This window comes from Piscinibacter gummiphilus (assembly GCF_002116905.1).
Classification (GTDB): domain Bacteria; phylum Pseudomonadota; class Gammaproteobacteria; order Burkholderiales; family Burkholderiaceae_C; genus Rhizobacter; species Rhizobacter gummiphilus.
In genome coordinates this window covers 3,845,061-3,870,586 of the sequence record NZ_CP015118.1, presented here as the reverse complement: position 1 = coordinate 3,870,586, position 25,526 = coordinate 3,845,061, and the positions used below count along the sequence as shown (strand labels likewise).

Below are 25,526 nucleotides of genomic sequence, written 5' to 3'. Positions count from 1 at the left end.
AGCATGAGCGAACAGCAAGTCACCCCCGAACTGCGGCAGTGGATCGTCGACCAGGCGAAGGCCGGCCGCGACCCCGACGCCGTGCTCAAGTCGATGATGGACAGCGGCTGGAACGAGGACGTCGCGCTCGTCGCCCTGGAAGACACCCTGTCCGGCTTCCTGAAGGAACACGCCGAGGCCAACGGCCTGCCGGTGCCGGTGCGCGTGCCCGAGCCCGAGCTCTTCGACTCGCCCTCGACCCTCGTCGTCGACGGCCACGAGATCCGCATCGTGATGACCCTGCGCAACCCGCGCGTGGTGGTCTTCGGCAACATGCTGACGGACGACGAATGCGACGAACTCGTCGCGCTCTCGCGCCAGCGGCTCGCACGGTCCGAGACCGTCGTCACCAGCACGGGCTCCAGCGAGGTCAACGTCGCGCGCACCAGCGACGGCATGTTCTTCTCGCGCGGCGAGAACGCCGTCTGCGCGCGGTTCGAGGCGCGCATCGCCGCGCTGCTCAACTGGCCCATCGAGAACGGCGAAGGCCTGCAGATCCTGCGTTACCGCCCGGGGGCGGAATACAAGCCGCACTACGACTACTTCGACCCGGCCCACGCGGGCACGCCCAACATCCTCAAGCGCGGCGGCCAGCGCGTGGGCACGCTCGTCACGTACCTCAACACGCCTACGCTGGGTGGCGCCACCACCTTCCCCGACGTCCACCTCGAGGTGGCCCCGGTGAAGGGCAACGCCGTGTTCTTCAGCTACGACCGGCCGCACCCCATGACTCGCACGCTGCACGGCGGCGCGCCGGTGATCGAGGGGGAGAAGTGGGTCGCCACGAAGTGGCTGCGCCAGGGGCGCTTCGACTGACGTGCTTCACCGGGCGTAGCGCCGCGCACCGGCCACGCACACCACGGCCGCCAGCGTGACGAGCAGCATGCTCCAGCTCACCGTCTCGTGCAGCAGCAGCGCGGCGAGGCCCAGGCCCATGAACGGCTGGAGCAGCTGCAACTGCCCCACGGCCGCGATGCCGCCCTGGGCCAGGCCCCGGTACCAGAACACGAAGCCGATCAGCATGCTGAAGAGCGACACGTAGGCGAAGCCCATCCAGGCCGGGCCGCCCACGTGGCCGAACGACTCGGGCCGCGTCAGCAGCGCCCCCGGCAGCATCACCGGCAGCGACAGGGCCAGCGCCCAGCTGATGACCTGCCACCCGCCCAGCGTGCGCGCGAGGCGCGCCCCTTCGGCATAGCCCATGCCACACACGGCGATGGCGCCCAGCATCAGCAGGTCTCCCACCAGCGACACCTCGAGTCCGCCCCAGGCGGTGTAGCCCGCCACCAGCGAGGCGCCCGCCACCGAGAACAGCCAGAAGGCCGGGCGCGGCCGTTCGCCCCCGCGCAGCACGGCGAACAGGGCCGTGGACAGCGGCAGCAGCCCCACGAACACGATGGCGTGCGCCGACGTCACGTGCTGCAGGGCCAGCGCCGTCAGCAGCGGGAAGCCGACCACCACGCCCAGGGCGGCCAGCGCGAGCGAGGGCAGGTCGGCGCGGCGGGGCCGGCGTTCGCCGAGCAGCATCAGCAGCGCGAGGCCCAGCACCGCGGCGACGGTGGCGCGGGCGCAGGTGAGGAAGGCCGGGTCGAAGTCGGCGACCGCCACGCGGGTCGCGGGCAGCGATCCCGCGAAGATCGCCACGCCGATGAACCCGTTGACCCAGCCGCTCGTTGTCTTTTCCATGGATGCAGTGGACCCGCATCGGGTCGACGTCACCAGGGACAGTCCAATACAATTTCCAAGAACTGTGTTGCATGTTTGGCCAGTACGGTTCGGAGGACGCGATGGCTCGTGAGGGAACCCGCATCGAGGCGGTGATGTCGGAGATCCGGTCCCGGATCACCTCGCGCGCGGCGCTGCCTGGCGCACGGCTGCCGTCCGTGCGCGCGCAGGCGGGGGCCTTGCGCGTGTCGGTCTCCACGGTCGTCGAGGCGTACGAACGCCTCGTGGCAGAGGGCCTGCTCACGGCCCGGCCGGGCTCGGGCTTCTACGTGGCCGGGCCCGTGGCGCCGCTCGCCCTCGCCGAGATGGGGCCGAAGGTCGACCGCGCCGTGGACCCGCTGTGGGTCTCGCGCCAGTCGCTGGAGTCCGACGCCCGCGTGCTGAAGCCCGGCTGCGGCTGGCTGCCCGCGTCGTGGATGTACGAGGCCGGCGTGCGCCGCGCGCTGCGTTCGCTCGCACGGGCCGACACCCTCGAGCTGGCCGAGTACGCGACGCCTCAGGGCCACCCCGGGTTGCGCCAGTTCCTCGCGCGCCGTTTGGCCGCCGCGGGCATCGATGCGTCGCCCGAGCAGGTGCTGCTCACCGAGTCCGGCACGCAGGCCATCGACCTCGTCTGCCGCTTCCTGCTGGAGCCGGGCGACACCGTGCTGGTGGACGACCCGTGCTACTTCAACTTCCACGCGCTGCTGAAGGCCCACCGCGTGCACGTCGTGGGCGTGCCGTACACGCCGCAGGGCCCCGACCTCGACGCGTTCGACGCGGCGCTCGGCGAACACGCGCCGCGGCTCTACATCACCAACTCGGGCATCCACAACCCCACGGGCGCCGTGCTGTCGCCGCTGGTGGCCCACCGCCTGCTCAAGCTCGCCGACCGCGCGGGGCTCGTGATTGTCGAGGACGACATCTTCGCGGACTTCGAGGCGACGCCCGCCCCCCGGCTCGCGGCCTTCGACGGCCTCTCGCGCGTGATCCAGATCGGCAGCTTCTCGAAGACGGTGTCGGCGTCGCTGCGCTGCGGCCACATCGCCGCGAAGCCCGAGTGGATCGACGGTCTCACCGACCTGAAGATCGCCACCAACTTCGGCGGCGGGCGCCTGGGCGCGGAGGTGGTGCTGTCCGCCATCACCGACAGCGGTTACCGCAAGCACATGGAGGCGGTGCGCGTGCGGCTCGCGGAGGCGATGGACAAGGCCGTGACTCGCCTCGCCACGCTCGGCATCACACCGTGGATCGTGCCGCAGGCGGGCATGTTCCTCTGGTGCCGCTTGCCCGATGGGGTCGATGCCGCGGCGGTGGCGCGGGCGTGTCTTCAGGACGGCGTGGTGCTCGCACCGGGCAACGCGTTCAGCCAGTCGGCGAGTGCGGGGGACTACCTGCGGTTCAACGTGGCGCAGTCGCGTGACACGCGGATTTTCGAGGTGCTGGAAAGGGCGCTCTCGACCGCCGGACGGGGTTCGAAGGCTCGAACGTAAAGAAACTCGAGGGGGTCAACGCGGCTTCCGGAGGCCTCGTTGTGGAGGAGAGCGACCTGCTCGACAACCGAATGAAAGACCTCCCATGAACAAGATGTTTGCCGCCCTGATCGCTGCCACGTTCTCGCTGGGTGCGTTCGCTGCGGCGCCGGCCGCAGCCCCTGCGGCAGCCCCCGCCGCTTCCGCTGCCACCGCCAAGGAAGCGCCGGCGAAGAAGGCGCCCGCGAAGAAGCACGCGCACGCGAAGAAGGCGAAGACCGAAGCCGCGCCCGCTGCCACGCCGGCCAAGACCTGAACCTGAAGGCGCTTGACGCCCGACCTGCGCCGCGCCGTGAGGCGCGCGCGACAACGACGGCCCGGTTCGACCGGGCCTTCTTCATGGTGCGGATGAAGGTGCGCTCAGGCGCGCTTGCGCTGGTGCGTGCTGTCGAGCGCGGCCGGCTGCGTGGTACTGCCGAAGGGGCGGCTGCGTTCGATGCGCAGCCACTTGCGCTGTTCCCACGTCTGCGGGCCGGTGACGACCCAGCGTTCGAGGGTGGATGCCAGTTCCGTGCGCGGCAGGCGGCGGTACGCGGGGGTGCCGGGGCGCAGCAGCCACAGGCCGCGGCGCAGGCGCCCCGGCAGCGGGGCCTGCGATTCGGGCACCCAGTAGACGCATTGCTTTTCTTCCCAGAACTGCGTGCGCTCGAAGTGCACGCGGCCGGCGAAGCCGGTGTCGGCGGGGAAGATGATGGTGTCTTCGGGCAGTTCGACGACGGCGAACGACAGGTCGCCCGGCGTTTCGCCGCTGCCGCGGTGGACGAAGATGACGCGCTCGACCTGGTCGGCGGTGAAACGGTCCACCTCGACGTCGTCGCGGAAGACGACCACGTCGGCGCCTTGCCAGGCGGTATGCCAGGGTGTTTTCATGTGAGGTACTCCACAGTTTCGACCACGTTAACGCGGCGGAAGGCGCAGGATGTGTCCACCCGCGTCAATTGGCAAGCGCCTACTCGCTTCGAGTGGTTATTGAAACACTTGCACACATTCCGGGCGTCAAGCGGGGCGGCGTTGCATGGACTGTGAACTGAGGATGTGCAGGCCGGCGGGCCGGGTCGGGACGGCGGCCATCAGCGCCTCGGCCACCGCGTCGGCCCGGATGGGACGGATGGCCTTCGGCATCAGGGCGCCGAGCGGCAGCATCAGGCGTTCGGCGAGCTGTTCGCCGAACCGGGCGGGCTGGCCCAGGGCCGTGCGATCGCCCAGCAGCAGCGCGGGACGCGCGAACACGGTGACCTCGAAGCCCAGTGCCGCGAGGGCCTGCTCAGCTTCGCCCTTGACCTGGTTGTAGAACACGGTGGACTTCGGGTCGGCGCCCACCGCCGACACGAGCCCCACGCGGCGGATGCCCGCGGCACGTGCGGCTTCGGCCGTGCGCACCACCGCGTCGAAGTCGACCCGGCGGAACGCGGGGCGCGAGCCCGCCACCTTGATGGTGGTGCCGAGCGCGATGTAGAGGTCGTCCGCCGTGGGCAGCTCCGGCAGGTGCTCGAAGTCCACCGGGTGGTAGTGCAGGCGCGGGTCCGTGCGCGGCACGTCCGGCAGCCGGCGCACGAGGGCGTGCACGGTGACGGACGCGTCGAGCAGGCGCGCGAGGAGGAGGGAGCCGACGAGGCCGGAGGCCCCGGCGAGCCAGGCGGTGCGGGGGGCGGAGGCGGGGGCGGTCATGCGCGGAATGTACGCCGCGCGGCCCGCCTCCGCGCCGATCACTTCAGCACCGGATGGGCATTGCGCAGCAGCATCAGGAACTGGTCGTGGAACCACTGACCCGCGTGCGGCGCGTTGGGCAGCGAGTCGACGATGGTGCTGCCGCACTTCATGTCGAAGCGCTTGCCCTCGGCGTTCGGCGTGTTGGCCGTGCTGTCGCTCGTGCCGTCGGAATCGCCTGGCGGCTTGATGAACACGTACGCGTCGAGGTAGCTGCGCGAGGCGTCCGGGTTCGCGCGCGGACGTTCGCCGATGCCGGTGTCCTTCACGTTGCACCAGTTGCCGCGGTGGGCGCGGCGGTCGATGCGCATGTCGTCCACGTCGGGAGCCGCTCCGGTGGGGCGTGCCGGGCCGCCCCAGCCGTTGCGCGAGGTGTCGACGATGAACGACAGCGTGGAGGGGAAGCCGGCGGCGGTGAACTCGGTGCGCAGCTTGTCGATGAAGGTCAGTTCGTCGACACCGCGGTTCCACTCGTAGAAGCCGGTGGTCTTCGACGGGTCGACGATGGGGTCGTCGCCGTTGAAGAACGGTTCGTCGAGCGGCGTGTAGTTCGCGGTGTTGCTCGCGAAGCCGCGGATGATGTCGAGCCGGCCCGACGGCGTGGCGCCTTGCACCAGGGCCTTGAACCCCTGCACCGCCTTCTGCCGGTTGTCATCCCAGCCCAACCAGCCCGAGTGGGCGATGTCGAGGTACAGGTACACGTTTTTCGTGGCCGACAGCTTGGCGAGGGCGTACTGGATGCCCTGCACGTACACCTGCTTCTGGTTCACGTTCGCGCACGCCGGCACCGACAGGTTCGTGATCATGTTCGGGTACGAGTCGGGCTCGACCACGGCCACGATGCGCAGGCCCGCGTAGGCCGGCCGGGCGACGATCTCGGCGATGCGGTCGATGTACTGGGTCTTGTAGGTCGCGAGGCCGTTGTTCGCGGAGCTGAGTTCGCCGTTCGAGGCGTACGCGGCGCAGTCGCGGTCGGGCAGGTCGTAGACGACGATCGTGATCGCGAGCGGCATCAGCGCGCCCGTGCCGCTGGCGGCTTTCTGCTGCGCGACGGCCGCGTCGAGGTGGTCGGCGAGGCCCATCGCACCGCCGCTCGCCTTGGCACCGTCGATCGCCGCGAGGCGGTCGAGCCACACGGCGGTCGGGAACGCCGCGGCGGCCTTCACCAGGGTCGCGTCGGCGGATCCGGCGGTGACGCGGGTCAGCGACTGCGCCACCTTCTTCCCGTAGTCGGGGTCCGTGTAGAGCGCGGCGTCCGCGAACGGGTTGCCGGTCGTGACGAGGGCCGCGCCGCTGGCGGGCGGCGGAGGTGGGGCCGGTGTCTCCACGGGGGACGGAGACGGCGACGGCGTCGGCGTGGGGGACGGCGAGGGTGTGCCTGCCGAGGGGCTCGGTGCGGGCGAGGGCGAACCGGCCGACGGGCTCGGTGCTGCGGGTGAGGGCGAGCTGGCCGACGGGCCGGGCTCGGGCGTCGGAGCCGTCGGCGACGAGGCCACGGGCGCCGGTGCCGGCGAGTTCGACTGCACGGCGTTGTCGCCGCCGCCGCCGCAGGCGGTCAGCACGAGCGAGAAGAGCAGGGCGAGCGAGGCCGGCGCGCGGGCGCCCGCGCGCGGGGTGAGGTGGGTCATGTTGTTCTCCCTGGGGTTACTTGAGGTGCTGCTGCAAGACCGTCATCTGCGGCTTGTCGGTGCTGTTCGCGGGTTCGATCGAGTACATGTAGTTGCCCCACCACGGCCCCGCGGCCCACCAGGTCCAGCCCGCCCACACGTCGCCGTTGGCTTCGAGGTGGGACAGCAGGTCGCCGATGGCCTGCTGGCAGGTGGTGTCCGTGCCGCCGGCGAACTCGCCGAGCAGCGCGCGGTGGCCGTTGGCGCGCAGCCACGCGGTGAAGGCGGCGACCCGCTGGCTGCCGATCGTCGCGCTCGTGCAGGACGACGACTTGCCGGACGAATCGGCATCGAGGTACTGGTGTACCTCGAACACCATGTTGCGTCCCGGGTCGACGATGTTCTTCATCGCGGTGCCGTTGGGCGTGCCGTAGAACGAGTCGTTCCAGCTGTGGGCGCCTGTCCACGCGTTGCCCGGCACCGTGATCACCTGGGTGGCGCCGGTCGCGCGGATCGCGGCGATGCCCGCGTTCGCGGCCGCGACCCACTGTTCGGTGGGCATCGTGTGCGGTTCGTTCATCAGGCCGAACACCACCTTGTCGTTGGCCTTGAACTGGTTGGCGAGCCGTGTCCACAGGTCCGCGAACGCCGTGTTCGGCACGGCCGCCGAACCGATCAGCTGGCCGCGGTAGCGCGCGTAGTTGTGCGGGTCGAGCAGCACGGTCATGCCGGTGGACGTCACCTGGCCGACGAAGTTCGACAGCCGGCCCAGCTCGGCGCCGTCGAAGCCCTGGTTCAGCACCGGCTGCAGGCGCTCCCACAGGAACGGCAGCCGCACCGTGTTCATGCCCTTGGCCTTGTAGTACGCGACGCTCGCCACGGTGGGGTAGGTGAAGTCGGTGTCGTACGTGCCGGGCAGCTTCTCGGGCGCGAACTCGGCGCTGGCCAGGTTGACGCCGCGCCAGCGCAGCGTGGCGGGCAGCGGCGACACGCCGTCGCCACAGCCGATGCGCGCGGAGCCGAGCGCCAGGTCGTCGAGCCACACGTCGTACTTCGACGGCGTGGCGCCGCCCTGGTACAGCTGCCACCCGAGCTTGATGCGGTTGAACGAGGGGAAGACGAAGTCGACGCCGCTCGTGCCGGTGTGCTTCTTCGTGGAGACGGTCATCTCGGGCTTGGCCACGCCGTCGATCCACACGTCCACGCGGTTGTCGGTGGCGTCCATCTGCCATTCGATGCAGGTCCAGCGTCCGCCCGCGGTGGGCGTGGTGGGCTGCCACGCGGTCCAGTCGCCGGTGGGCCCGCCATCGGCGCCCACGCCCCACAGTGCCTTGCCGTTGCCCTGGCCCGGGATGAACTGGCCGCCCACCGGGCGCACCTGCGTGCCGTTGCCGCTGCCCGATGCCTCGACCATCGTGAAGTGCGCGTAGTCCGGCCTCACCGGGAACGCGTCGACCCAGGCCCACATGCGGCCGAAGAAGCTGTTGCCCGTGGGGGCGAAGCTGCTCGGCACCACGAAGGCCATGCCGTTGTCGGTCATGGTCAGGTGCAGGGCCTGCTTGCCGCGGGCGTGCACCGTGTCGATGGCCGCGGTGGCGGCGCGGCTGTCGATCGTCCACTTCGTGCTGGTCGCGGTGCCGGCCGCGGACGATTCGAAGTCCTCGCAGAACAGCAGCGAGCCGCCACACGCTGGCGCGGGGCTCGGCGTGGGGGACGGGGATGGCGTCGGGGACGGTGTCGGTGCGGGGGACGGGGTGGCGGGGGCGGGCGATGGGGTCGCCGGCGCTGGTGACGGTGTCGCCGGGGCGGGCGACGGGGTGCCGTTGTCGACGGGCGCAGGCGCAGGCGTCGGCGTCGCAGGCGACGGTGAGGGCGTGGCAGGCGAAGGCGACGTGGGCGTTGCCGCCACGGGGGCCGGCACGGGACCGCTGACGGTGTCGCCGCCGCCGCCGCACGCGACGAGGAAGACCGCGGTGCTCAGCAGGGCGCAGGCGGAACGCAGCCGCTGGCGCTCGTCGGGAAGGAAGGTGGACATGGCGGGACGGGGAACAGGTCGATCAGGTCAGAGGGCCGCGTCGAGGGTGCGGACGAACTCGTGGCTCGGCTGGTAGCCGACCACGCGGGTCGCGGTGTTCTCGCGCCCGTCGGCGCCGAAGAACACGATGCCCGGCGGGCCGAAGAGGCCGAAGCGCTTGAGGAGGGTCTTGTCGTGGGTGTTGTTCGCGGTCACGTCGACCTGCAGCAGCGTGAAGTCGCCGAGGCGCTTGCGCACCTGCTCGTCGGTGAACACGAAACGCTCGTACTCCTTGCACGACACGCACCAGTCGGCATAGAAGTCGAGCATCACCGGCCGGCCGGCGGCGGCGACCGCCTGTTCCAGCTCGGCCACGGTGCTCACCCGGCGGAAGGCCGGGCCTTCCGCGACGAGGGCCGCGCCGCCCCCGCGCGATGCGAGGTGCGCGAGCGGCTGGAACGTGTCGCGGCCGCCCGAAAGCGCGCCGACGAACTGCGCGGCCCCGACCAGCGCCATCACGACCCCGACGCCCTTGAACAGCTGCGTCATGCCGGACGCACCGTCGCGCAGGCGATCGAATGCGCCGAGGTAGACGGCGGTGACGGTGAGCAGGGCGCCGGTCAGCGACATCAGGGCCCACGCGGGGAGCACCGGCGACACGAGCCACAGCGCCACGGCGAGCAGCAGCACGCCGAAGACGTGCTTGACACGCTCCATCCACGCGCCGGTGCGCGGCAGCAGCGACCCCGCGGACAGGCCCACGAGCAGCAGCGGCGCGCTCATGCCGCAGGCCAGCGAGAACAGCGCGACGCCGCCGATCACGACGTCGTGCGTGCGGCTGATGTAGACGAGGGCGCCCGCGAGCGGCGCGGCCACGCACGGGCCGACGATGAGCGCCGACAGCCCGCCCATCACGAACACGCCTGCGAACTTGCCTCCGCTCAGCCGGCCGGAGGCTTCGCTGACTTTGTTCTGCACGAAGCCCGGCATCTGCAGTTCGTAGAACCCGAACATCGACAGCGAGAGCAGCGCGAGCAGCGATGCGAACGCGCCGAGCACCCACGGGTTCTGCATGGACGCGGCGAGGCCCTCGCCGAGCAGGCCCGCCACCACGCCGAACGCGGTGTAGACGAGCGCCATGCCGAGGCAGTAGCTGGCCGCGAGCGCGAAGCCGCGTGCGCGGGAGACCGGCGCGCCCTGGCCGACGATGATCGACGACAGGATGGGCACCATCGGCAGCACGCACGGCGTGAACGACAGCAGCAGCCCGGCCAGCAGGAACACGCCGGCGACGACCACGAGGTTGCCCGACTGCAGGGCCGATTCGATGCGCCCGGCGGGCGCGGCCTGGACCGGAAGCGAGTCGGGGGTGGCGGAAGGCGCGGACGGTGCAGTACCGGAGCCGAGCGAGACGGCCACGACCCGGCCGTCGGCCACCTGCACGTGCAGCGCCTGCTGCTGCGGCGGGTAGCACAGGCCGGCGTCGGCGCAGCCCTGGCTCGTGACCTTCAGCGTGAACGGTGCGGTGGCACCGGCCACGCGCACCGGGATGTCGAGCGTGCCGCGGTGCACCTCGACGTCCTTCTGGAAGGTCTCGTCGAACTTGCGTTCGCCCGCGGGCAGTTCGGCCTGCACCGCGGCGGATCCGCCATCGGCCTCGAAGGCGAAGCGTTCGCGGTACATCCGGTAGCCCGGCGCGATGTCGAACCGCACCGAGACGACCTCGGGCGCCGGCGCCGACGCGGACAGCACGAACGCCTGTTCCGGGTCGAGGAACTCGGCATCGGCGGCCCGCACGGGTGAGGTCAGCGCGGCCCAGGCCGCGAGGACGGCGGCGACCCGGAGCAGCGCGGGGGGACGTGGAAGTCGCATGGTCCGGTCCTCAGAACTTGCGGCTCACGCCGACCTGCACCGAGTCGGCCTGGAAGTTGTCGACGTTGGGCGACCCGTTGCCGAAGCTGCGCCAGTTGCTGCGCTGCTCGTAGCGTTCGTACTTCACGTCGGTGGTCCAGTCGGCCCACCGCAGCTCGGCCTTCAGGCCGAGCGTGATGGCGCCGAACGCCGACATGCGCTGGTCGGTGGTGGAGAACATCTGCGGGACGATCGGGCCCGGGTAGTACGCCGAGTCCATCACCGGGTCGTAGTAGAAGTCGGCCGAGCTCTGCGTGTAGTAGCGGGCGGACGGTGTCACCGACAGCCAGCGGGTCACCGGCTGCACCCACGCCGCCTCGACGGTGTGGGCCGCGATGCCGAACGAGTCCTGGTAGTAGCGGTAGCTGGTGCGGGCCGTGGCGTTCAGCGTGTCGACGAAGTGGTTCCAGCGCAGCAGGCCCGCGGCCTGCTTGCGGCGATCGGGCCGGCGGTCGTTGTTCTTGTACGGGTCGGAGTAGTAGCCCTCGCCGGAGGCGTAGGTGGCGTTGACCTGCACGAGGTCGTTCGCCGTGAGGGCCTGGGTCACGCCGACGATCAGCTCGTTGGTGCGCTTGGCCTCGTTGACCACGATCTGGTTGACCGGGTTGATCGCGTCCTCCGCGTGCGCCAGGCCGACCGTCAGCGTCGTGTTGTTGTCGGGGGTGGAGACCCGCCCCTCGACCGACACCGCCGTGGAGCGGTAGTCGTGCTCCTCCGAATGGCTCGCGCCGATGCTGACGCCGCCGCGCGAGAAGTGCCGAGAGACCCGCACGTCGCCGGCCTTGCGGTAGTCGTTCATGCCGGGCTTGGGCGTCGCGCCGGACACGTCCGAGTAGTTGCGCGGCGTGGCGCCCGACACCTCGTCGATCACGGCCGAGGCCTCGATCGTCCAGTCGGACCCGATGGGCGCCATCACGTACACCGACGGCGACTTGGCGGTGATGCGCTTGAACGACGAGCCTTCGGTGCCGCTGTAGTTGGGGTACTGGACCTTGACGTCCTGCTGGTCCTTGTAGTGCAGGTAGCGCAGGGCGATCACGCCGTGTTCGGGCGCGGTCTCGGCCTGGGCCGTCGCGGGCGCGAGCCCGGTGTGGAGGGCCAGCGCGGCCATCACGACGTTGCCGTACGCGACGGCGCCATTGCGGTCAGTTGCAGCCACAGCCACCTCCTCCGACGCCGTAGCCGCCGCTGGCCGCTTCCTTGCTGGTGTAGATGTGCTGCTGGTAGCGCTGTTCGAGCGGGTCGCCGCCGAGGGTCATCTCGGGCCGGGCGAGGTTGCCCTTTTCCCAGGGCTGCGGCAGCGCGAAGGTGCCGCAGCCGGCCAGGCCGGCCGACACCGCGAGGCCGGCGATCAGGAGGTGGATTCTCACGAGGGGTTCTCCGCGGGTCACTTGATCTGGGCGAGGGCCGCGACGATCGCGTCTTCCTGCGCCTTGCGTTCGTCCGGACGGAAGCCGGCGTGGACCTTGATGACCTGGCCGTCGGGACCCACGAGCACCGAGCTGGGCATGCCCTTGATCTGGAAGCGCTTCGGGCTGTCGCCCTTGGCGTCGTAGCCGATCACGAAATTCGCGGGCACTTCGGCGAGGAAGCGGTCGGCGTCCTCGCGCTTCGCGTCGACGTTGACGGCCACGATCTGCAAGCCGCGGTTGCCGTACTTCGCCTGCATCTCGTTCATCCACGGGAACGACTGCTTGCAGGGCGCGCACCACGACGCCCAGAAGTCGACGTACACGACCTTGCCCTTCAGGGCGGAGAGGCTGACCGGGTCCTTGGCACCGGCCACGTCGAGCGCGGGCGCGGCCTGGCCGGCCTCGAGGGCCATGGCGGAACCGGTGAACGCCACGAGGGCGGCGAGGAGGAGGGAGCGGAACTTCATCGGGATGTCCTTGGAGTCAGTGGAAGTCGGAGGCGCGGCGCGCACGGGCGACGGTGGCAAGCAGCACCGCCAGTGCGAGCAGCAGGAGGGTGTCGAGGCCGGCGGCGCCGCCGCCGGTTTGCGGGTCGTCGCTGCGGCCACCCGCGTTGGTGGCCATGGCGCGGCCGTCGAGGCGCACGGTGCGGGACTCGACCGTGCTGCTGCCGCTGGCCGCGGCGGTGACGGTGAGCGCGCCGCTCGTGTCGCCGGTGCTCATCGGTGCGCGGAAGGCCACGGCGACGGAGCACGAGGCGCCCGCGGCCAGCGTCTGCGCGGTTCGGCACGCGTCGGCCGCGCCGTTGACGACCTCGAACGGGCCGGAGGTGTTGACGTCGCGGATCACGAGGGCGGTGCTGCCCGTGTTGCTGAACGTCGTGGCCTTGGCTTCCGACAGCACGCCCAGCGCGCCGATGAAGCCTTGCGACTTCATGTCGGCCGCAAGCACGCTGCTGTTGCCGTCGGGCGGCGTGCCGGGTGTGTCGCCACCGGTGGACGACGCACCGGCGAGGTTCACCTGCAGCACCTGGCCGGCACCGGTGGTCACCGACAGCGAACCCGACGATGCGCCGGCGGCGGTGGGCGCGAAGGCCACGGACACCGTGCAGCTGCTGTTGACCGCGAGCGTGGTGCCGCAGGTGGTGGCCGTCACCTTGAACGGGAGGCTGGCCTCGGTCTTCGTGATCGAGATGGGCGCCACGGCGCCGTTCGACAGCGTGACCGACTTCGCTTCCGACACCTGGCCCGGCGGCGTGATCGGCGACGTGAAGTCCAGCTGGGCCGTGCTGGCGGTGAGCACGCCGGCCGAGGAGGGCAGCGACAGGCCCTTGAGTGTCACCGTCAGGCTCGAGGCCGTGCTGCCGATGGTGAGCGACCCCGTGTGGGTGCCGGCCACGGTGGGCGAGTAGACCACCGCGACCTTGCACGAAGCGCCCGCGGCCAGCGACGAGGCACCGGCCGGGCAGGCTCCGGAGGTGCCGGACGCGATGGCGAACGGCGCCGCGACCTGCACGCCGGTGAGGGCGGCCGCGCCCGTGCCGGTGTTCGTCACCGTCACGACCTGCGCGGCCGACGAGCTGCCCGGCGCGACGACGGTGCCGCTGAAGTCCAGCGCGAGGCTGCTGGCGGACAGCGCGCCGTTCGGGGTGCTCTTGGCGGTTGCGACACCGGTCAGCGTGATGTCGCCCGGCAGGGTGCCGGTGCCGGCCACCTGCAGGCTGGCGACGTGTTTGCCGGCTTGGCCGGGCACGAAGTTCACGATGGTGGTGCACGTGCCGTTGACGGCCAGCGACAGCCCGAGCTTGCAGGTCGACGTGCCCGCGATGGCGTACGACGAGGCCGACGCGCCGGCGATGCCGAGGGTCGTCAGCGTGACCGCGGACGGCCCCTGGTTGACGAGCGTGAGCGTCTGCGACGCGGTGGTCTCGCCCACGATGGTCGAGGCGAAGTTCAGCGCCGTGCTGTTGCCTTGCCACACCACCACCGACAGCGCCTGGCTGGAGCCTTCGCCCGTCACCACGATCGAGTTCGGCGAACTGAGCGCGTTCGTCGTGATCACGACCGCTTCGGCGGACACCGCCTCGGTCGGCTTGTACGAGACCGAGATCAGGCACGAGGCGCCGGTGGCGAGCGTGGCCGGGCAGTCGTGGGAGGCGACGTATTCGGTGGAACTGCTCGCGACCTTGCTCACGGTCAGCGGCGCGGTGCCGTCGTTCGTCAGCACGACGCTGCGGACCACCGAGGTGGTGCCGAACGTCACGGTGCCGAACCCGAGGGACGCCTGCGACAGGCTGACGAGGGGTGCCGGCGTGCGCACCGCGGTGCCGCGCAGCGCGAGCGTGGCCGCGCTGCCGGGCGCGTTGCTGGCGACGGTCAGCGTGGCCGTCTTGGCGCCGAGGGTCACGGGCTTGAGCGCGAAGGTGATCGTGCAGGTGGCGCGCGAGGCCACCGAGCCGCCCTTGGCGCAGGTGCCCCCGCGCACGAAGTCGTCGGCGTCCGTGCCGGTGACGGTGAGGTCCGACAGCACGAGGGCGGCGGCGCCTGTGTTCGTCAGTGTCACGGTGCGCGCGGTGCCTGTGGTGGCGACGGGCACCGCGCCCAGGTCCACGTCGACGGCGTCGAAGGCGATGCCCGGCTCCGGCGTGAGGGTGCCGGTGCCGCCGAGGGTGACGGAGGTGGGGCCGCCAGTCGCGTTGTGTGCGATCGCGAGCGACGCGCTGCGGGCGCCGGCGGCCGTCGGCTTGAACACCACGTCGACCACGCAGCTGCTCCCGCCGGCCACGCTGGCGCTGGTGGCGCAGGTGGTGCTGGAGGCGACGCGGAAGTCGCTCGCATGGGTGCCGGCCACGGCGAGGGACGACAGCACGAGCGGGGCGTTGCCGGTGTTGCTGAGCGTCGTGCGCATCACGGTCGAGTCGACCCCCACGACGCTCGAGAACGAGAGCGTGGTGGGCGACAGCGCGGCCACGGGGGTGGTGTCCACCGCGGTGCCGGACAGCGCCACGTCCACCTTCCCGGTGGGGCCGTTGTGCGCCAGCGTCAGGGTGCCGGTGCGTGCGCCGGTGGCCACCGGCTTGAAGGCGACGCTCACGGTGCAGCTGCTGCCCGCGGCGACGGCCATCCCGACGGCGCAGGTGCCGCCGGTCACGACGAAGTCGGACCCGTTGCCGGTGCCGATCGCGCTGAGGGCGAGCGTGGCGGTGGCGCCGGCCGCGTTGGTCACGGTCAGGGTCTGTGCCGTGCCGGTGGTGCCCACGCGCTGGCTCGCGAACGAGAGCGAGGTGGCCGACACCGACACCGACGGGGCCGCGGACGCCGACAGGTAGGTCGGTGTCACGCCGTACTCGTCGGCGATGTACTTGGCCATGTGGTTGTACTCGGCGTCGGTGATGACACCGCGCAGCGGGGCCATGTCGGACTGCGTCGTCGAGGCGCCCTTGATGCGCGCGGCATCCGCGCCGCGGATCATCACGGCCGCGTTGCGCGGTGCGAAGTGGCAGGCCTGGCAGCTCTTGACCCCGGTGACGAAGGTCTTGTTGTAGAGCGCCTTGCCGGTCGCGGCGTCCTGCGCGAACGCGGGGGCGAGGGCCGTGCCGGCGAGGGCCAGCGCGGCGAAGCGGGCGAAGGCCCGTCGGAGGAGTGCGTTCATGCCTTGAGCCACGGCAGGTTTTCGGCGCCGGCCGCCCAGATGGCGTCGGTGTAGCTGTTCGAGCCCTTCACGTTCGGATAGCCGTACGTGCCGCCGCCGTAGTCGGCCGGCGAGAGGCCCATCGCGCGCAGCACCATGCCCATCAGCTGGTTGTTGGTGAGGCCGGAGAACCAGCGCGGCGAGGTCGGGCTGATGGACCACAGGAACGAGTTCATGTCGCGGTAGTCGAGCGACAGGCCGGTCTTGAAGAAGCCGCCCGCGCTGCCGAAGGACACGATCGGGATGCAGCGGTTGTGGTGGTTGCCGGGGCTGCCACCCGAGCCGAGTTCATGGCCGCTGAAGACGAAGCCCTTGTCGAGCAGCGTGCTGCCGTCGGCCGTGCGCACCGCGTCCATCTTGCGGGCGAGGTCCAACTGGGCCGACTCGAACTGCAGTTGCACCGCGGCGCTGAAGCCCGCGCGCTTCGAGGCCTCGGCCTCGATGTTGTGGGCGTAGTTGTTGTGCCACGCGTGCTCGGGCTCGGGGCCGAAGGTGTACGAGGTGGGACCGCACACGTACACGCGGGTGATGCCGGCGGTGAACGCGGCCACGACGATGTCGTTCCACAGCTGCTCGCACTTCGCGTGGTTCTGGGGCTCGCCATAGAAGCCGGCCGTGTTCTCGACCGCGCGGGTGTCGACGGTGGGGCGGGGGAAGTTGCTGTTCGCACCCTGCTGCACCTTGCCCTGCACCTCCGACAGCATCGTCAGGTACTCGTCGAGGCGCGTGCGGCAGTCCGCCGAGCAGCGCGGGTCCGACTTCACCAGCGCCGCGTGTTCGCGCACGCTGTCGACCAGCACGGGCTGCGCGGGCGCACCGGTGTCGGGCGTCGTCGTGGTCTTGAACAGGCGGTCGAAGAGCTTGACGTTGCTGTCCGCCGTTTCCTGGGTCTGCACGATGCCCGACGAGGTCTTCGAGAGCGACACCAGGTTGCGCACGATGGCCGGCTGCAGCGCACCGTTCGGGTAGAACTTCGCCGATCCCGCGAGCACCTGGTCGATGCTCGGGTTCGCGGCGTCGCCGCCGAGCGGGCCGCCGCGGTTGTGGCCCGGGCCCGCGGGGATGTCGATGCCGTTGATGACGTTCATCATCGACAGCATCCGCGGCGTCAGGTTCGCCGACGAGGCGTTCAGGATCTCGCTGAGCACGACACGGCCGTTGGTCACCGCGGTGGGCAGCGGCGCGCTGCGCACGCCGACGCCGGCGTGGGTGGTGGTGGCCGTGGCCGGCAGGTCGAGCAGCGTGCCGTAGAACTGGGCCTGCAGCACGCCGTGCCACGTCGTCATGTGGGCGAAGTAGCGCTCGGCCGACGCGGCGGCCACGGTCTGCGCCTCCGCCTCACGCGGCAGCAGCGACGGCAGCAGGGGCAGGGACAGGGCGACGCCACCGGCGCCGACGAGGAATTGCCGGCGCGAGACCGGATCGAATTTGGGTTTCATTGCGGCCTCTGGATCGTCTTGAACTCGTCGCGCGTCACGATGGATGCGAACAGGCTGCGCAGGTTGGCGCCGTTGGCGGCCTGCTGCCGCACTTCCTCGACCACCGGCGCGTCGGCGGCGCCGTCGGCGCGGCCGAACGCGTAGCGGAAGTAGTTGCGGGCGAAACACGCCTCGAAGGCGCCGCTGTCGAGCACGTACTGCTGCGCCTGCGCAGGAGTCGAGATGGCCCGGCTCGCGATGCCGTCGAGCTTGGCGACCACGGCGGTGTCGAGCGGCTTGTCGCCGAGCACGTCGCCCGCATCGTTGCGCACTACCTCGGAGGCACGCACGCGGCCCAGCGCGTCGAAGCGCTCGTGCACGAAGCCCCACGGGTTGAGCACGGTCTTGTGGCAGGCCACGCAGGCCGTGCCTTCCATCTCGGTCACGCGTGTGGTGCGCTCGCGGGTGGTGAGCACGCCGGACAGGTCCGCGCCCGCGTTCGTCTGGTTCATGGCCGGCGGGGGCAGCGCCTGGCAGGTGAGGGCGCTGAGGACCTTCGCGCCGCGCGAGATCGGGAGCGTGGTGTCGGACGAGCCGTTCGCGACCACGGCGATGCGGGTCAGCAGGCCGACCCGGTCGGCTTCGGTGAACACGGGGGGGGTGTTGCTGCCGTTCCACACCGGGGTCTTGTAGAGCGAGGCGATGTCCGCGGTGCGGGCGAACGAATGGCGGTCGGTCAGCACCTGCTGCAGCGAGCCGTTGTTCGAGGCCACGTACGAGACCATGTCGAGCACTTCGTCGATGGCCGCGTCGCGGGTGGTCGCGAGCGGCTTGTAGTCGCCGGCGAACTTGTCGAAGCGGGCGTTGCCCACCTTGCCGTTCATGGCGACGAGGTCGTCGAGGCGGAACCACTGCCGGAAGAAGCTGCGCAGCGCGAGGTCGGCGCGGGCGTCACCCATCAGGCGCGTGACCTGGGCCTGGTAGACGGCCGGCTGCATCAGCGTGCCGTCGTCGGCCCGCGCGGCGAGCGTGGCGTCGGGCAGGGTGTCCCACAGGTGCAGCGACAGCCGGGCCGCGAGTTCGTGGGCCGAGAGCGGCACGCAGGCGCCCGAGCCGCTGCCGTTGCCACGCTCGACGATGAAGTAGGTCTGCGGCGACGCGATCATCGTGGCCAGCACCTTCACGAGCGCGGCGCGGTCGGTGGCGCCGTTCGCCACCTTGCGGTACACCGCGACCTCGGCGTCCGTCAGCGGCTGGCGGAACAGGGTGCGGCCGGCCTTGCGGATGAACGCGGTGAGGCAGGCGTCACCCGAGCAGTTGCCGAGGATGCTCGCGGCGCGGGTGTCGGAACTGGCGAGATCGGCGGCGAGAGCCTGCGCCACCGTGTTGATGCCACCCACCTGGCGCGTGGTCACCGTGGGGTCCAGGCGCCAGTACCCCTGGTGGCGCGTGGTCTCGGGGTTGATCGACGCGTCCTGGGGGAACTGGGCGGTGTCGATCACCAGCGTGCGGATGCGCGCCGGAAGCCCGGCGTCGGTGACGAGCGTCGCCGACCAGTCGGTGAGCGCGTTGATGAACTGCGTGCGGGTCAACCGCCGCGGCAGCACCGCGGTGAAACAGCCCGGGTTCGTGCCCGAGTCCGCGGCCAGGGCGGTGACCCCCGGACCCTGCGCATGCGGATCCACCGGCAGCGACAAGGTCGGCGCCGCATCCGGCGCACGGTTCCCTCCGCCCGCATTCGTCCCCGACGTTCCGCCACCACCGGGCTTGTCGTCCGAATTGCATCCTTGCAACGCGAGCGCAAGCACCAGCGCTCCCCATCCGAGCCTGACACCCATGTTCGATTTCCCCGAGCCGTGATTGATGGGGGCGGATCATCGGCAGCACGCACGATCGTGCCGTGTCTGAACGTATCCGGGTTTTGTGGCTCGGGACGGGTTGAGGATCGTTGTACGACCTCTGTCACAGAGGGGTTTCTTGACAACGTTTTCAAGGCGCAGGCCGGAAACATTGTTTCGGTTCGACACAATCGGCCATGAACGCCCTGTTTTGAGCAAGTTTGGGCAGTTTTGGGGCTCTTATCCCCTAGGTTAGGGGGTCGTTCGTGAATAAATCACGAATTCCCGTGACCGAACCTTGGCTGGATTTGGCCTGTTAAGACGTATGACAACATGAAAAGTCGTGTCCGAACGGGCAGTCGCATGGTTGGGCTTCGGAATCATCGAAACTTGAACTTCGTTGCTCAAGTCGACTTCAACTTCCGCCTACATCGCTGTTCGTTCGGCAAGATGTCGCCCGAGATGCGGCGATGTGCACGTTAACAATCCAGCAATCATGTGTCGCACGAACGTGCGAGAGGCTCGCGCACGAGACCGGTGCGATGGTGTCGGGCCAAAAAAAAGGCGCCCGGTTGGGCGCCTCGTGCGGAGAGGGTCAGCGCTTGGGCGGGGCCGGACGGCGGCCATCCTGCCGCGGCGCAGCACCGGCCGGCCGGGCCGGGCCGCCACCTTGGCGGGGCGGGCGGGCGCCACCACCACCGCCACCGTTGCCGGAGCGGCCGCCGTTGTTGCCGCCGCGTCCACCACCACCGCCGCCGCCGCCGCCGCCGTGGCGGCTGCCACGGTTGCCACCGCGGCCAGCGCCTTCGCCGATGGTCATGCGGCCGAGCACGATGGGTTCCGGCTTTTCACCGGCCGGGGGCGCGAAGCCGGGGATGATTTCCTTCGGGATCTCGCGCTTGATGAGCTTCTCGATGTCGCGCAGGAAGCCGTTCTCGTCGACGCAGACGAGCGAAACCGCCTCGCCCTGCGCGCCGGCGCGGCCCGTGCGGCCGATGCGGTGCACGTAGTCTTCCGGCACGTTCGGCAGCTCGTAGTTCACGACGTGCGGGAGCTGGTCGATGTCGATGCCGCGGGCGGCGATGTCCGTCGCGACCAGCACCTGCAGTTCACCGGTCTTGAACTCGGCGAGGGCCTTGGTGCGGGCGCTCTGGCTCTTGTTGCCATGGATGGCCATGGCACTGATGCCCTGCTTCTCGAGGTGTTCGACGAGGCGGTTGGCGCCGTGTTTCATGCGGGTGAACACGAGCACCTGGTGCCAGTCGTTCTCCTTGATGAGGTGGCACAGCAGGTCCTTCTTCATCTCGCGGCCCACCGGGTGGACCTTCTGCGCGATGGTTTCGGCCGTGGTGTTGCGGCGGGCGACCTCGATCAGGGCCGGCTTGTTGAGCAGGCGGTCGGCGAGCGCCTTGATCTCGTCGCTGAAGGTGGCCGAGAACAGCAGGCTCTGCTTCTTGGCCGGCAGCACCGCGAGCACCTTCTTGATGTCGTGGATGAAGCCCATGTCGAGCATGCGGTCGGCTTCGTCGAGCACGAAGATCTCGACGTGGCTCAGGTCGAGCGTGCCCTGCTGGTGGTGGTCGAGCAGGCGGCCGGGGGTGGCCACCAGGATGTCGACGCCCTTGCGGAGCTTGTCGATCTGGGGCTGCATGCCGACGCCGCCGAACATCACCATGGAGGTGAGCTTGGTGTGCTTGCCGTACGTGCGCACGCTTTCCTCGACCTGGGCGGCCAGTTCGCGGGTGGGCGTGAGGATCAGGGCGCGGATGGGGAGGCGGCCGCGGGCGTCGCGCACGGCGGGCTTTTCCATCAGGCGGTGCAGCGTGGGCAGCGTGAACCCGGCCGTCTTGCCCGTGCCGGTCTGGGCGCCGCCCAGCAGGTCGGCCCCGGACATCACGACGGGAATGGCCTGCGTCTGGATCGGGGTGGGGGTCGTGTAGCCGTACTCTTCAACGGCGCGCAGCAGGGGCTCGGCCAAGCCGAGGGAAGCAAAGGACATGAAGGGCGATCAAGAAATCCGGCTGCCGTGGCGAGGGAAATCCCTGGGGATCCGACGCGTCGAGGGGCTGGATTGAGCGAGGCTCGGGCCAAAAGGTTGCAAACGTCCGGACGGCATTAGGGTTTGCGCTGATGAACATTCTACAGGGCAGAGTTAGTGACCCGCCCCTTCGAATGCATGGGATATCGCCATTTGTTCGCCCCGTGTCACAGGCGAAACGGTGCAGGTGAATGGGGTCCGGCCGCCGGATCGTGGCATTTGTCCGGGATAATGGCGGGTTTCCGGTCCCGACCCAGATCCCCACGCGCGCGCCAGCGGCCCGCGCCGCCCGGGGGATCGCCCTCCCGGCACCCCCCAACTTCTCTCACGGTAAACCATGGCGCAATACGTTTTCACGATGAACCGCGTCGGCAAGATCGTCCCGCCGAAGCGTCAGATCCTCAAGGACATCTCGCTGAGCTTCTTCCCGGGCGCCAAGATCGGCGTGCTGGGCCTGAACGGCTCGGGCAAGAGCACGCTGCTCAAGATCATGGCCGGCATCGACAAGGACATCGAGGGCGAAGCCGTCCCGATGCCCGACCTGAAGATCGGCTACCTGCCGCAGGAGCCGGTGATGACGCCCGAGCAGACCGTCCGCGAGGCGGTCGAGGAAGGCATCGGCGGCGCGCTGGCCGCGAAGAAGCGCCTCGACGAGGTGTACGCCGAGTACGCCGAACCCGATGCCGACTTCGACAAGCTGGCCGCCGAACAGGCCGAGCTCGAAGCCATCATCGCGGCCGCCGGCAGTGAAAACGCCGACCTGCAGCTCGAGATCGCCGCCGACGCGCTGCGCCTGCCGCCGTGGGACGCCGTGATCGGCAAGCTGTCGGGCGGCGAGAAGCGCCGCGTCGCGCTGTGCCGCATGCTGCTGTCCAAGCCCGACATGCTGCTGCTCGACGAACCCACCAACCACCTGGACGCCGAATCGGTCGACTGGCTGGAGCAGTACCTGCAGCGTTTCCCGGGCACCGTGGTGGCCATCACCCACGATCGCTACTTCCTCGACAACGCGGCCGAGTGGATCCTCGAACTCGACCGCGGCCACGGCATCCCGTACAAGGGCAACTACAGCACCTGGCTGGAGCAGAAGGAAGCGCGCCTCGAGCAGGAACAGCGCACCGAAGACGCCCGCATGAAGGCGATGAAGAAGGAACTGGAGTGGGTGCGCCAGAACCCCAAGGGCCGCCAGGCCAAGAGCAAGGCGCGCATCGCACGCTTCGAGGAACTGAGCGACTTCGAATACCAGAAGCGCAACGAGACCCAGGAAATCTTCATTCCCGTGGCCGACCGCCTGGGCCATGAAGTCATCGAGTTCGAGAACGTCAGCAAGAGCTTCGGCGACCGCGTGCTCATCGACGACCTGAGCTTCAAGATCCCCGCGGGCGCCATCGTCGGCATCATCGGCCCGAACGGCGCCGGCAAGTCGACGCTGTTCCGCATGATCTCCGGCAAGGAGCAGCCCGACAGCGGCACCGTGAAGATCGGCCCGACCGTCAAGATGGCCTTCGTCGACCAGAGCCGCGAATCGCTCGAAGGCGACAAGACCGTGTGGCAGGACGTCTCCGGCGGCCTCGACAACCTCGTCGTCGGCAAGTTCGTGATGCCGTCGCGGGCCTACCTCGGCCGCTTCAACTTCAAGGGCAACGACCAGCAGAAGCTCGTCGGCAGCCTGTCCGGTGGTGAACGCGGCCGCCTGCACCTGGCCAAGACGCTGATCGCCGGCGGCAACGTGCTGCTGCTCGACGAACCGTCGAACGACCTGGACGTCGAAACCCTGCGCGCGCTGGAAGACGCGCTGCTCGAGTTCGCCGGCTCGCTGCTCGTGATCTCCCACGACCGCTGGTTCCTCGACCGCATCGCCACGCACATCCTCGCCGCCGAAGGCGATTCGAAGTGGGTGTTCTTCGACGGCAACTACCAGGAGTACGAGGCCGACAAGAAGAAGCGCCTGGGCGAAGAGGGTGCCAAGCCGAAGCGCCTGCGCTACAAGGCACTGAAGTAAGCCCCGGACCGAGGTGCGGAGGTGCGCGCATCGTGAGATGTTGCGCACCCCTCCTCATCCGGGTGGATTGACGGGCCCCGGGCGGGGCACCGACGATGCGGCCTTCGTCTTCCGAGGACCCCGCATGGCCACCGCCTCCCGTTCGTCCAAGCGCTCGACCCCGTCCGCCAGGAAGGCGGCTGCAAAGTCCCCCGCCCGCAAGGCGGCTGCGCCGAAGAAGGTGGCCGCACCCACCGCGGACCCCGTGGCCGACACGCGTTTCCTGCGCATGGCGCGCCCCGATGCGCTCGATTACCGCGACCGCTGGTTCCGCCCGTCGGTCGGCCGCGCGCCGGCGCCCACGCTGTTCCCGAAGGACGGCCTGCCCGTCCGTCACCAGGGCAGCACCAACGCCTGCACCGGTTTCGGCCTGTCGCTCGTGGTCGAGCACCTGCTGCGCTCGGCCGGCCGCGAGGCCAAGCCGTCGATCTCGCCGTTCATGCTGTACTCGATGGCGCGGCGGTACGACGAGTTCCCGGGGTCCACCGAGGACGAGGGCTCCAGCACGCGCGGCGCGCTCAAGGGCTGGTTCAAGCACGGCGCCTGCCGTGACGTGCTGTTCCCCGGCCTCGACATGCCCGCGGCCAGCAGCTCGCTGAAGGACGACTGGTGGGCCGACGCCGTGCGCCGTCCGCTCGGCGCGTACTACCGCCTCGACCCGCAGGCCATCACCGACCTGCACGCGGCACTCAACGAGGTGGGCATCCTGTTCGTGAGCGCCGGTTGCCACTCGGGCTGGGACGAGGGCATCAACGCCCCGACGCGCCGCAAGCGCCCCACGTCGTTCAAGGACATCTGGGAGATTCCCGTGCTGCCCGGCGAGGCGGCCCACGCGGGACACGCCTTCGCGATCGTCGGCTACAACGAGCGCGGCTTCCTGATCCAGAACTCCTGGGGCACCGACTGGGGCTCGTACGGCTACGCGCTGCTCACCTACGACGACTGGCTGCACAACGCGATGGACTGCTGGGTGGCGCAGCTGGGCGTGGTGACCCACGAGCACACGGCGATCTCCCAGGCGATCACGTTGCGCACGGGCGCGACCGGCAAGGTGGCGCTCGCCGCCGACAAGGTGCTGCGCAACCGCGAGATCTCGCCCTTCATCGTCAACATGGGCAACAACGGCGCGCTGAGCAACAGCGGCGTGTTCCGCACGAAGCCCGACGACGTGCGCGCCATCGTCGACGTGCACCTGGCCGAGGCCCGCAAGCGATGGGGCTTGAAGGACGACGACACCGTCGACGTCTGCATCTTCGCGCACGGCGGCCTGGTGGGCGAGGAGGCCGCGGCCGACATCGCCGCGCAGTGGATCCCGCTGCTCTACGACGCGCGCATCTTCCCCGTCTTCCTGATGTGGGAGACCGACTTCTTCACCACCGCGCTCAACTGCATCGAGGACGCGATCAAGGGCATCCCGCGCACCGTGGGCGGCGGTTTCTCGTTCGAGCGCTGGTGGAACGAACGCCTCGAGCGGCTGCTGGCGCGCCCGGGCACGCTGATCTGGGGCGAGATGAAGGAAAACGCCGACCTGCTGAGCGCCTACCGCCCCGATGCGTCCGACGACGAACAGGCCGGCGGCGTGCTGCTGTACCGCCACTTCAAGCACGGCGTGGCCAACAAGAAGATCCGCCTGCACTTCGTGGGCCACTCGGCCGGCTCCATCGTCGCCAGCGCGATGATCGACCGGCTCGCGCAGGACGGCCTGCGCTTCGAGTCGGTGAGCTTCATGGCGCCGGCCGTGACGGTGAAGGCGTTCGACGAGCAGGTCCGGCCCCACCTGGCCGACGGCACGGTGAAGCGCTACCAGCAGTTCCACCTCACCGACCGCGCGGAGGAGGACGACCACACCTGCGGCCCGTACCGTCGCTCGCTGCTGTACCTCGTGAGCCAGTCGTTCGAAGGCGGCACCACCACGCCGATCCTCGGGATGCAGAAGTTCTTCGAGGCCTACGGGCCGTCGCTGCCGAACACCACGGTGCGGGTCGCACCCGGGCCGGAGACCGCGAGCACGAGCCATGGCGGGTTCGACAATGACCGGCTGACGCAGCGGCACATCGTCGACTTCATCCTCGGACGGGCGTGATGCCGCGGTGGGCGGCCGTGTTCCGGGCGAGCGTCCCGGCGGTTCCAGAAGCCGCTTGAACAGCAACACTTGTCCGCAGCGGCCTCCCCATGAGCAACCAGTCCGACGAACGATTTGACGATTTCCCGGTGTGGCGAGGCTTTGCCGGTCCGGGATGGCTGCTGGAAGACTGCGAGGCGGCGGCTCGGGCCCATCCGAAGACGTTCAAGCGCCCGGCCGCGTCCCGCGCTCCGAAGCTCGCCGTCGGGGATCTGGTGAGGCTCCATTTCCTCCTCGCCGATCCGCAGATGACTTCGCAGTCCGAGAACCCCAGGGCGGAGCGCATGTGGGTCGAAATCTGCGCCATGGAACCGGGCGCCTTCCTCGGACACCTGACCAACGAGCCGCAGTTCATCGGAGCACTCTCACCTGGAGACGTCATCGAGTTCGAGTGGAAACACGTTGCCCAACTCGAGTGAGGGAGCTCGTCGAGTTCCGGTTCCAGGTTGGAGG

At 69.9% G+C, this 25,526-nt stretch carries 19 protein-coding genes; 6 read left to right on the top strand and 13 right to left on the bottom strand.

Going from position 1 to position 25,526, the window contains the following annotated elements:
* The first annotated feature begins 3 nt into the window (after positions 1-3).
* Entirely contained in the window at positions 4-855 is an 852-nt protein-coding gene (locus A4W93_RS17410; RefSeq protein WP_085751808.1) for a 2OG-Fe(II) oxygenase, read from the top strand.
* 6 nt (positions 856-861) lie between these two features.
* Here the strand turns inward: A4W93_RS17410 and A4W93_RS17405 are convergent, their stop codons facing one another.
* On the bottom strand, positions 862-1,725 hold the full coding sequence (locus A4W93_RS17405; protein ID WP_085751807.1) for a DMT family transporter: 864 nt from the start codon (positions 1,723-1,725) through the stop codon (positions 862-864).
* A gap of 101 nt (positions 1,726-1,826) precedes the next feature.
* Here A4W93_RS17405 and A4W93_RS17400 point away from each other — a divergent pair, with 101 nt between their 5' ends.
* Positions 1,827-3,236 (top strand): aminotransferase-like domain-containing protein, encoded by a 1,410-nt coding sequence (locus A4W93_RS17400; RefSeq protein WP_085754216.1) that lies wholly within the window; start codon positions 1,827-1,829, stop codon positions 3,234-3,236.
* Between the two features lie 85 nt (positions 3,237-3,321).
* Positions 3,322-3,531, top strand: a complete 210-nt coding sequence (locus A4W93_RS17395) for a hypothetical protein (RefSeq protein WP_085751806.1) — start codon at positions 3,322-3,324, stop codon at positions 3,529-3,531.
* A gap of 104 nt (positions 3,532-3,635) precedes the next feature.
* On the opposite strand, the gene A4W93_RS17390 is transcribed toward A4W93_RS17395, so the two are convergent.
* The 12 genes from A4W93_RS17390 to A4W93_RS17335 all read right to left on the bottom strand — a co-directional run bounded on the left by A4W93_RS17390 (position 3,636) and on the right by A4W93_RS17335 (position 20,871).
* A complete protein-coding gene (locus A4W93_RS17390) occupies positions 3,636-4,145 on the bottom strand; it encodes a hypothetical protein (protein WP_157131680.1) in 510 nt (169 codons plus the stop codon).
* A 126-nt stretch (positions 4,146-4,271) separates the two neighbouring features.
* On the bottom strand, positions 4,272-4,943 hold the full coding sequence (locus A4W93_RS17385) for an NAD(P)H-binding protein (protein ID WP_085754215.1): 672 nt from the start codon (positions 4,941-4,943) through the stop codon (positions 4,272-4,274).
* A gap of 38 nt (positions 4,944-4,981) precedes the next feature.
* Complete coding sequence (locus A4W93_RS17380; protein WP_085751804.1) at positions 4,982-6,610, bottom strand: glycoside hydrolase family 6 protein; 1,629 nt, start codon at positions 6,608-6,610, stop codon at positions 4,982-4,984.
* 16 nt (positions 6,611-6,626) lie between these two features.
* Positions 6,627-8,624 carry a glycoside hydrolase family 5 protein gene (locus tag A4W93_RS30430; RefSeq protein ID WP_237357562.1) on the bottom strand — a complete coding sequence of 666 codons (1,998 nt, stop codon included), beginning with the start codon at positions 8,622-8,624 and terminating at the stop codon, positions 6,627-6,629.
* A gap of 27 nt (positions 8,625-8,651) precedes the next feature.
* The gene (dsbD, locus tag A4W93_RS17370; RefSeq protein WP_085751803.1) at positions 8,652-10,475 is read right to left on the bottom strand and encodes a protein-disulfide reductase DsbD; all 1,824 of its coding nucleotides are present in this window, start codon (positions 10,473-10,475) and stop codon (positions 8,652-8,654) included.
* 10 nt (positions 10,476-10,485) lie between these two features.
* Positions 10,486-11,673, bottom strand: coding sequence for a DUF3570 domain-containing protein (locus A4W93_RS17365; protein WP_157131679.1), 1,188 nt, complete (start codon positions 11,671-11,673; stop codon positions 10,486-10,488).
* On the bottom strand, positions 11,660-11,884 hold the full coding sequence (locus A4W93_RS17360) for a DUF4266 domain-containing protein (RefSeq protein ID WP_085754213.1): 225 nt from the start codon (positions 11,882-11,884) through the stop codon (positions 11,660-11,662). Before A4W93_RS17360 ends, A4W93_RS17365 begins: the two co-directional genes overlap by 14 nt.
* Before the next feature lie 17 nt (positions 11,885-11,901).
* Positions 11,902-12,393, bottom strand: coding sequence for a TlpA family protein disulfide reductase (locus A4W93_RS17355; protein WP_085751801.1), 492 nt, complete (start codon positions 12,391-12,393; stop codon positions 11,902-11,904).
* A gap of 16 nt (positions 12,394-12,409) precedes the next feature.
* Positions 12,410-15,577, bottom strand: coding sequence for a choice-of-anchor D domain-containing protein (locus A4W93_RS17350; protein ID WP_085751800.1), 3,168 nt, complete (start codon positions 15,575-15,577; stop codon positions 12,410-12,412).
* Positions 15,574-17,055: a DUF1552 domain-containing protein gene (locus tag A4W93_RS17345; RefSeq protein WP_085751799.1), complete on the bottom strand. Its 1,482-nt coding sequence runs from the start codon at positions 17,053-17,055 to the stop codon at positions 15,574-15,576. Before A4W93_RS17345 ends, A4W93_RS17350 begins: the two co-directional genes overlap by 4 nt.
* Positions 17,052-18,731 (bottom strand): DUF1592 domain-containing protein, encoded by a 1,680-nt coding sequence (locus A4W93_RS17340; RefSeq protein WP_169726556.1) that lies wholly within the window; start codon positions 18,729-18,731, stop codon positions 17,052-17,054. Before A4W93_RS17340 ends, A4W93_RS17345 begins: the two co-directional genes overlap by 4 nt.
* A gap of 736 nt (positions 18,732-19,467) precedes the next feature.
* Complete coding sequence (locus A4W93_RS17335) at positions 19,468-20,871, bottom strand: DEAD/DEAH box helicase (RefSeq protein WP_085751797.1); 1,404 nt, start codon at positions 20,869-20,871, stop codon at positions 19,468-19,470.
* Positions 20,872-21,247: 376 nt separating this feature from the next.
* On the opposite strand from A4W93_RS17335, the gene ettA reads away from it, so the two are divergent.
* The 3 genes from ettA to A4W93_RS17320 all read left to right on the top strand — a co-directional run bounded on the left by ettA (position 21,248) and on the right by A4W93_RS17320 (position 25,492).
* A complete protein-coding gene (gene ettA / locus A4W93_RS17330; RefSeq protein WP_085751796.1) occupies positions 21,248-22,912 on the top strand; it encodes an energy-dependent translational throttle protein EttA in 1,665 nt (554 codons plus the stop codon).
* 124 nt (positions 22,913-23,036) lie between these two features.
* Positions 23,037-25,034, top strand: a complete 1,998-nt coding sequence (locus tag A4W93_RS17325) for a C1 family peptidase (protein WP_085751795.1) — start codon at positions 23,037-23,039, stop codon at positions 25,032-25,034.
* A gap of 89 nt (positions 25,035-25,123) precedes the next feature.
* Positions 25,124-25,492, top strand: a complete 369-nt coding sequence (locus A4W93_RS17320; protein ID WP_085751794.1) for a DUF2314 domain-containing protein — start codon at positions 25,124-25,126, stop codon at positions 25,490-25,492.
* The last annotated feature ends 34 nt before the right edge of the window (positions 25,493-25,526 follow it).

Coding starts and splice junctions, on each gene's coding strand:
- A4W93_RS17410 (WP_085751808.1), top strand. CDS start 4: ATGAGCGAACAGCAAGTCACCCCCGAACTGCGGCAGTGGATCGTCGAC.
- A4W93_RS17405 (WP_085751807.1), bottom strand. CDS start 1,725: ATGGAAAAGACAACGAGCGGCTGGGTCAACGGGTTCATCGGCGTGGCG.
- A4W93_RS17400 (WP_085754216.1), top strand. CDS start 1,827: ATGGCTCGTGAGGGAACCCGCATCGAGGCGGTGATGTCGGAGATCCGG.
- A4W93_RS17395 (WP_085751806.1), top strand. CDS start 3,322: ATGAACAAGATGTTTGCCGCCCTGATCGCTGCCACGTTCTCGCTGGGT.
- A4W93_RS17390 (WP_157131680.1), bottom strand. CDS start 4,145: ATGAAAACACCCTGGCATACCGCCTGGCAAGGCGCCGACGTGGTCGTC.
- A4W93_RS17385 (WP_085754215.1), bottom strand. CDS start 4,943: ATGACCGCCCCCGCCTCCGCCCCCCGCACCGCCTGGCTCGCCGGGGCC.
- A4W93_RS17380 (WP_085751804.1), bottom strand. CDS start 6,610: ATGACCCACCTCACCCCGCGCGCGGGCGCCCGCGCGCCGGCCTCGCTC.
- A4W93_RS30430 (WP_237357562.1), bottom strand. CDS start 8,624: ATGTCCACCTTCCTTCCCGACGAGCGCCAGCGGCTGCGTTCCGCCTGC.
- dsbD (WP_085751803.1), bottom strand. CDS start 10,475: ATGCGACTTCCACGTCCCCCCGCGCTGCTCCGGGTCGCCGCCGTCCTC.
- A4W93_RS17355 (WP_085751801.1), bottom strand. CDS start 12,393: ATGAAGTTCCGCTCCCTCCTCCTCGCCGCCCTCGTGGCGTTCACCGGT.
- A4W93_RS17350 (WP_085751800.1), bottom strand. CDS start 15,577: ATGAACGCACTCCTCCGACGGGCCTTCGCCCGCTTCGCCGCGCTGGCC.
- A4W93_RS17345 (WP_085751799.1), bottom strand. CDS start 17,055: ATGAAACCCAAATTCGATCCGGTCTCGCGCCGGCAATTCCTCGTCGGC.
- A4W93_RS17335 (WP_085751797.1), bottom strand. CDS start 20,871: ATGTCCTTTGCTTCCCTCGGCTTGGCCGAGCCCCTGCTGCGCGCCGTT.
- ettA (WP_085751796.1), top strand. CDS start 21,248: ATGGCGCAATACGTTTTCACGATGAACCGCGTCGGCAAGATCGTCCCG.
- A4W93_RS17325 (WP_085751795.1), top strand. CDS start 23,037: ATGGCCACCGCCTCCCGTTCGTCCAAGCGCTCGACCCCGTCCGCCAGG.
- A4W93_RS17320 (WP_085751794.1), top strand. CDS start 25,124: ATGAGCAACCAGTCCGACGAACGATTTGACGATTTCCCGGTGTGGCGA.